General features: G+C 73.4%; 5 protein-coding genes and 1 pseudogene. 2 read left to right on the top strand and 4 right to left on the bottom strand.

The window, feature by feature from the left end; all coding sequences use genetic code 11:
- The first annotated feature begins 148 nt into the window (after window positions 1-148).
- A complete protein-coding gene (locus tag ACLBYB_RS27740) occupies window positions 149-1,888 on the top strand; it encodes a methyl-accepting chemotaxis protein (RefSeq protein WP_447700692.1) in 1,740 nt (579 codons plus the stop codon).
- Window positions 1,889-1,925: 37 nt separating this feature from the next.
- Here ACLBYB_RS27740 and ACLBYB_RS27745 read toward each other — a convergent pair whose 3' ends face one another.
- The 4 genes from ACLBYB_RS27745 to ACLBYB_RS27760 all read right to left on the bottom strand — a co-directional run bounded on the left by ACLBYB_RS27745 (window position 1,926) and on the right by ACLBYB_RS27760 (window position 6,040).
- The gene (locus tag ACLBYB_RS27745) at window positions 1,926-3,014 is read right to left on the bottom strand and encodes a phytanoyl-CoA dioxygenase family protein (RefSeq protein WP_447700693.1); all 1,089 of its coding nucleotides are present in this window, start codon (window positions 3,012-3,014) and stop codon (window positions 1,926-1,928) included.
- 150 nt (window positions 3,015-3,164) lie between these two features.
- Complete coding sequence (locus ACLBYB_RS27750) at window positions 3,165-4,418, bottom strand: cytochrome P450 (RefSeq protein ID WP_447700694.1); 1,254 nt, start codon at window positions 4,416-4,418, stop codon at window positions 3,165-3,167.
- Between the two features lie 105 nt (window positions 4,419-4,523).
- Window positions 4,524-5,795, bottom strand: coding sequence for an NAD(P)/FAD-dependent oxidoreductase (locus ACLBYB_RS27755; protein WP_447700695.1), 1,272 nt, complete (start codon window positions 5,793-5,795; stop codon window positions 4,524-4,526).
- Window positions 5,795-6,040: a ferredoxin gene (locus ACLBYB_RS27760; protein WP_020095273.1), complete on the bottom strand. Its 246-nt coding sequence runs from the start codon at window positions 6,038-6,040 to the stop codon at window positions 5,795-5,797. The genes ACLBYB_RS27755 and ACLBYB_RS27760 overlap by 1 nt, the downstream gene beginning before the upstream one ends.
- 270 nt (window positions 6,041-6,310) lie before the next feature.
- On the opposite strand from ACLBYB_RS27760, the pseudogene ACLBYB_RS27765 reads away from it, so the two are divergent.
- Window positions 6,311-6,610, top strand: a pseudogene (locus ACLBYB_RS27765) (hypothetical protein); the annotation flags it as partial.

Raw genomic sequence — 6,610 nt, forward strand, 5'->3', positions numbered from 1 at the left:
CAATGACTTGACATCGATATTCGCCCACTGACTGCCGGCGAACGGCCGCAGGTCTTTGCGATTTACTAACCCGAATGCACGAGGTTGAGCCCGTACGGCGCCCACGGCGAGTCCCCGCCGGCCGCAGGCCCCCTGTTCCGGTGCTCGGATGACCCCCACGCAGACCAGCCGCCCGCCCGCCGACCGTGCCGCGCCGTGGCAGCGCCTCGCCGATCTCCGGCTTCGCCACAAGCTCGCGGCCGTGATGGCCCTGGTGCTCCTGGCCATCGGCGCCCTCAGCGCCCTGAGCTTCCTCGACATGCGCGGCTCGGCGCTCGAGGACCGCGCGCTGATGACCAAGCGCCTGACCGAGGTCGCGCAGAGCCTGCTCGTCCACTACGAGGCGCAGGCCCGGACAGGCCAGATGCCCGTCGCCGACGCGCAGAAGGCCGCGCTCGCGGCGATCACCGCCCTGCGCTTCGGCAGCGAGGACTACTTCTTCGTCCTCGACGACCGGGGCCACCTGATCGCCAACGCCTTCAACGCCAAGAACGTCGGCAAGCAGGTGGTGGACCAGACCGACGTCCCCGGCGGCAAGCGCTACTTCGCCGAGATGGTCGAGACCGCCAAGCGCGACGGCTCCGGCTTCGTCGACTACATGAAGCCGCGCCCCGGCGGGTCCGTGCCGGTGGAGAAGGTCGCGAGCGTGCAGATGTTCAAGCCGTGGGGCTGGATCGTCGCCACCGGCCTGTACCGGGACGACGTCCACGCGGCCGTGCGCGACCGCGCCGTCACCATCGGCCTCTGGTCCGCCGGCCTCGCCCTGCCGATCCTGGCGCTGCTCCTGCTCGTGGGCAACAGCCTGTCCCGCCCGATCACCCGGCTGACCGCGGCGATGCGCGGCCTCGCGGACGGCGACCTCGCGGTGACGGTCGCCGATCAGCGCCGCGGCGACGAGGTCGGCGCCATGGCGCGCGCCGTCCAGGTGTTCAAGGACGCCCTGATCGCCAAGCGCGCCGCCGACGCGGCCGCCGTCGCGGAGAACGACGCGAAGATGCGTCGCGCCCAGATGCTCGACACGGTCACCGCCCGGTTCGACGCGCAGGTCAGCGCGCTGACGCAGGGCCTGTCGGCGGCAGCGGTGGAGATGGAGGCCACGGCCCGGGAGATGACGCGCACCGCCGCGCGGACCACCGACCAGTCGGTGCGCGTCGCCGCGACCTCCGAGCAGACCTCCAGCAACGTGCAGACCGTGGCGGCGGCCAGCGAGGAGATGGCCGCCTCGATCAACGAGATCGCGTCCCGCGTCGCCCAGTCTTCCGCGATGGCCGACCGGGCCGGCACGGACGTGGCCCAGACCAACGCCCTGATGCAGGTGCTCGCCCGCGGCACGGACCAGATCAGCGAGGTGATGGGCCTGATCGCCGGGATCGCCGGGCAGACCAACCTGCTGGCCCTCAACGCCACCATCGAGGCCGCGCGCGCCGGCGAGGCCGGCAAGGGCTTCGCCGTGGTGGCGGGCGAGGTGAAGGCGCTGGCCTCGCAGACGGCCCGGGCGACCGAGACCATCGCGACGCAGATCGCCGCCATCCAGAACGAGACCCGCCAGGCGGTCGAGTCGATGCGGACGATCGGCGGCACGATCGACGAGATGCGCACGGTGGCGCTCAGCGTGGCCGCCGCCATGGAGGAGCAGGGCGCGGCGACGAGCGAGATCGTCCGCAACGTCACCCAGGCGGCGCAGGGCACCCAGGCGGTGAGCACCGACATCGCCGACGTCCGGCAAGCGGCCCGCGAGACCGGCGCGGCCTCCGACCAGGTGCTCAGCGCCGCGCAGGAGCTGGCCCGCTACTCGACGAGCCTCGGCCAGGAGGTCACGACCTTCCTGGCCGCCGTGAAGGCCGCCTGAGGGCGGGGTCGCCGGACCGCCCGGCGACCCCGCACCCTTACAGGCTGATCCGCTCGCGCACCGCGATGTCGGGGCTCGACGCGCCGCAGGTCGGCAGGCTCTCGACGGGGCCGTGCACCGCCGAAGTGGTCGCCGAGAGGTCGTGGTAGCAGATGCAGCCTTCCGCGAAGTAGTGGTGCACCAGGGCCTTGCGGGAGCGCTGCATGTCGGCCCGCGCGGAACCGCCGTGCAGCAGGTTCGCGTGCCAGAACAGCACGTCGCCCTTGCGCGCCGCGAAGTAGGCCGGCGTCGCCCCGTGCTCCCGGATCTCCTGCTTGATCGCCGGTTCGTAGCGCTCGGAATAGGCACCGTAGCCGCGCTCGCGGAACTCGTCCGTGGTGATGCCGACGTCGTGGCTGAACAGGTACGGCAGGCGGTGGGTGCCGGGATAGTAGACCAGCGGCCCCGCATCCGCGTGGATGTCCTCCATGGCGACCCAGCAGGCGGCCAGGTAGCCGAGCGGGTAGGTCGTCATGTGGATCGAGTCCGAGTGCTCGGATTGCTGGCTGCCCTTGTGGGACGCGATGGTCTGGAACGGGATCGCGGGGCGGCCCAGCACCATGCTGCTGAAGTTCATCAGCACGGGGTGCTTCAGCAGCCGGTCGATCGCCTCGACCTTCAGGTGCGGGTTGAGGTAGCGGCCCGGATGGGGATCGTCCGGCGCCGCCTTCTCGGGGGCGAGGGTCAGGTCGCCGCCGGCGATCGCGGCCTCGTAGGCGGCCCAGACCTCGTCGATCGTGTCGGGATCGATCGCGCCGCGCAGGACGTAGTAGCCGTGCTCCACCCAGGACCGGCAGATCTCGGCCTGCCGGGGCGTGATCTCCCGGCGCGCGACGCGGCGCGCGACGATGTCGAGGGCGTCGGGCTGATCGAGCCAGGGGCTCGGCCCGGATTCCGGGAAGCTCTCGGCCCGGAACACCTTGATGCAGCCGATATCGACCGGGATGTCGGCGTCGACCGTGTGGGACGGCGCGGGCGGCAGGTGGGGCGCGAGGGGCGGGACGTCGTCGCGCCCGAGGGCGAGGTTGCGCACCGTGGTCCCCACCGTGCGCGCCAGCGATGCAGCGCGCGCAAACCCCTGAGCCATCGTCTCAACCCGCCGGTTCCGTCTCCAGCGTAACCAGGCCGGACGATCGCGACTTAAGCGAGGCAAACAACTTTACGGCGACGGACTTTCGTCTTCGTCGCGTCGGCGGTCTCATCGATGCTCGGGTTGGCCGTCCGGTCCGCCCGCGGCTCAGGCGATCCCGTCGATCGCCACCCGCAGGTGCTCCGGGCCGCGCAGGGCGGCGCCCGGCCGGTAGGGTGGCGGGTCCTCGACCAGGCGCGGCGCCTTCAGCCGGCGGGCGAGGGCGGTGAGCGCCGCCTCGGCCTCGAACCGGGCCAGCGGCGCGCCCACGCAGTAGTGCAGGCCGCCGCCGAAGCCGAGATGGCGGATCCCGCTGCGGTCCGGGTCGAACCGATCGGGATCGGGGAAGACGGCCGCGTCGCGGTTGCCGGAGGCCAGCAGCAGCACGAGATCGGCCCCCTCGGGGATCGTGACCCCGGCGATGTCGATGGGCGACAGCGTCCGCCGCGTCCGGAACTGCACCGGCGGCTCGTAGCGGAGCAGTTCCTCGATCAGCCGCGGGGCCCGGAGCGGGTCCTGACGCAGGCGCTCCAGCTCGTCCGGATGCCGCAGCAGGGTCAGCAGGCCGTTGGTGATCAGGTTCACGGTGGTCTCGTGCCCGGCGACCAGCATCAGGATCGAGGTGGCGATCAGGTCGTAATCGCCCATCTTCACGCCGGCCGGGGTGGCGTGGTTGGCGAGGCCCGACAGCATGTCGTCCTGCGGGTGCCTGCGCTTCTGCCTGATCAGGTCGCCCATGTAGCCGCCGATCGCGTCGAAGGTCCGGCTGTTCGCGGCGCGGATCTCGGGGTCGGACAGGCTGTCGGGCTCCAGCGCGGTGGCGAGCTGCGTCGCCCAGCCGTGGAATTTCGGCTCATCCTCCCGGGGCACGCCGAACAGCTCGCAGATCACCGTCACGGGCAGCGGGTAGGCGAGGTCGTCGACCGCGTCGATCTCCCGGGCACCGCACTTCTCGTTGAGCAGGTCGGCCACCAGCCGGTCGGAGCGGGCGCGCATCGCCTGGACGCGCTCGCGGGAGAACTGGTGCATCACCGCCGAGCGCAGGGCGTCGTGGTCCGGCGGGTCGCGGAAGATGAAGACCCGGTGCCGGTCCATCATCCAGTCCTTGAGCGGCTTGACGATCAGGTCGGTGAGGGGGTTGCCGGTGCGCGGCCGGTCGGCCGGGGGCAAGGTCTCGGAGCTGACCCGCGGGTCCTGCAACAGGCGCGCGATGGTGCCGTGGGTCGCCGCCACCCAGGTGCCCGCCTCGGTGCCGTCGTCCTGGCGCGAGATGGGATTCTCCCGCAGCTTCGCGTAGACCGGGTAGGGGTTCGGCCGGTTGGCGAAGTCCTTGACCTGGTCGAGGAGGGTGGCGTCGGGCATGCGGTCTCCTTCACGCATCGACCCGGATGGCGGCCACCGGCCTTCGGGAAAGATGCTGCAACGACAAAGGCTTCGCCCGATGGGCCGGTTCCGTTTCCCGACGCGTTACGGAAAGCCCGGCTCGTGGACCGTGACGCGCTTCGGCCGGTCGGTCGCGGCGTCCCCGGGCGGGAACGGCGCGCGAGCCTCCACGAGCTCGGCATGGGCCGGCAGCCAGCGGGCGGAATCCACCGCGACCGCCGCGATGCAGCGCCCGTCGCGGCCGTAGGTGGCGACGAAGCGGCCGGCCGCCGGATCGCCCTGCGTGATCGCCACCGCGTCGGCGCCCTCGGTCAGGCCGACGGATTTCACCACGAGGTCGCCCTGCGTCGACCAGAAGGTCGGCAGGGCGCCGTAAGGGACTTCAGGCTCCGCGCCGGCGAGGAGCCGGCCGGCATGGACGCCCTGCGCCGCCGCGTGGCTCCAGTGCTCCAGGGCGACGCGCCGGCCGTCGTAGAGGGGGTGGGGAAAGCGCGCCACGTCGCCGGCGGCGGCGATGCGCGGGTCGGGCCGGCCCTCGGTATCGAGGACGTGGCCGCGCGCGTCGCAATCGACCCCGCCCGGATCCGCCGACAGGCCGGACCCGTCGAGCCACTCGGTGTTGCGCACGGCCCCCAGGGCAATGACGGCGACGTCGGCCGGGAGGCTGCTGCCGTCGACCAAGTGGGCGCGCACCAGCCGGCCGTCCCGACCCTCCAGCCACTCGACCTCGCGGCCGCAGCGCAGCGCGACCCCGTGGCCCTCGTGGATCGCGCCGATGAACGCCCCGACGGTGCTGCCGAGGATGCGGGCCAGCGGCGTCGGGCCGGGCTCGACCAGGGTGACCGGCAGGTCGAGCTGCCGGCACAGGCTCGCGACCTCGCAGCCGATGAAGCCGGCGCCGATCACCAGCACGTGGTTGGGGCCGGCGGCCAGCGCCCGCCGCAGGGCGGCGGCGTCCTCCCGCCCGCGCAGGGTGAAGACGCCGGCGAGGCGGCCCTCGTGCGGGTTCGCCCAGGGCCGGGCGCGGGTGCCGGTGGCGATGAGCAGGCGGTCGTAGGGGAGGATCCGCCCGTCCGCGAGGCCGACCGTGCGCGCCTGCCGGTCGAGGCGCCGCGCCGCGCTGCCGAGCTGCCACTCCGCCGCGAGGGCGCCGACCCCCGGCAGGGTCGTGGCCTCCGCGGGGATCGCGCCGGTGAGGACGTGCTTCGAGAGCGGCGGCCGGTCGTAGGGCCGGTGCGGCTCGTCGCCGACGATCGTCAGCGGGCCGGAGAAACCCGCTTCGCGCAGGGCCTCGGCCCCGCGCAGGGCCGCGAGGCCGGCGCCGACGATCAGGACGCGCTCGGAGTCGCGCGCCATCAGGCGCCCCGCTCCGGATCCTCGACCCGGATCGCCTGGACCGGGCAGGCGACGCGCGCGCGCTCGATGTCGTCCCGGTCCCGCGCGGCGGGGGCGGGATCGTAGAACAGGGCCTCGTGCCCCTCGATGCGGAAGTGCCGCGGCGCCGCGTAGCAGCACTGGGCGTAGGCCTGGCACAGGTTGAGATCGACGCTCACCCGCAGGCCGGGCGGGGGGCCGGAGGACGCATCGGCAGGGGCGGACATGGCGGGGCAACCGCGCGCGGCGCCGCGGGTTCCGCGGGCTCTCGTCGCGGGGCACGTCGCGGGGGACGGCGCGGGGCACGTCGCGCGCCGTCCCCCGCGACCGGTCGTCGGACGGCTCGGCCGCGTCCGGCGCCGAGCGTCATCCGTATTAAACGTGTTTCGGCGATCCTGGTGGAAATGCAGCGACGCGATTCCCCTGCGCAGCGGTTCGATCTATTGTCGCGCTGCTCCGCGGATCTGTCCGAAACCCCGCGATGACAGGAGGGCGCCATGCCGCACGGTGCGCGAACGAGCCTCGCCGCCCTCATGCTGGTCCTCGGGATCGGCGGCGCCTCCGCCGAATCCGTCGCCACGACATGGACGGACCCGCCGGCCCACAAGGCCGGGTCTCCGAAGGCGCCGGCCACGGACACGAAGGCCGCCGCACCGGCGCCGTCCGCGTCGGCCCCCACCGCGACCCCCGCCGCCGCGACCGAGACCCGGCCGGCCGCCGCCCGGCGGAAGGCCGTGGCGGTGCGGCGCGCGCCGGAGCGGAAGGCCGCCCGCGCGGCGGTGGCGCCCAAGCGGATC

It is taken from the genome of Methylobacterium sp. D54C, from assembly GCF_053345595.1.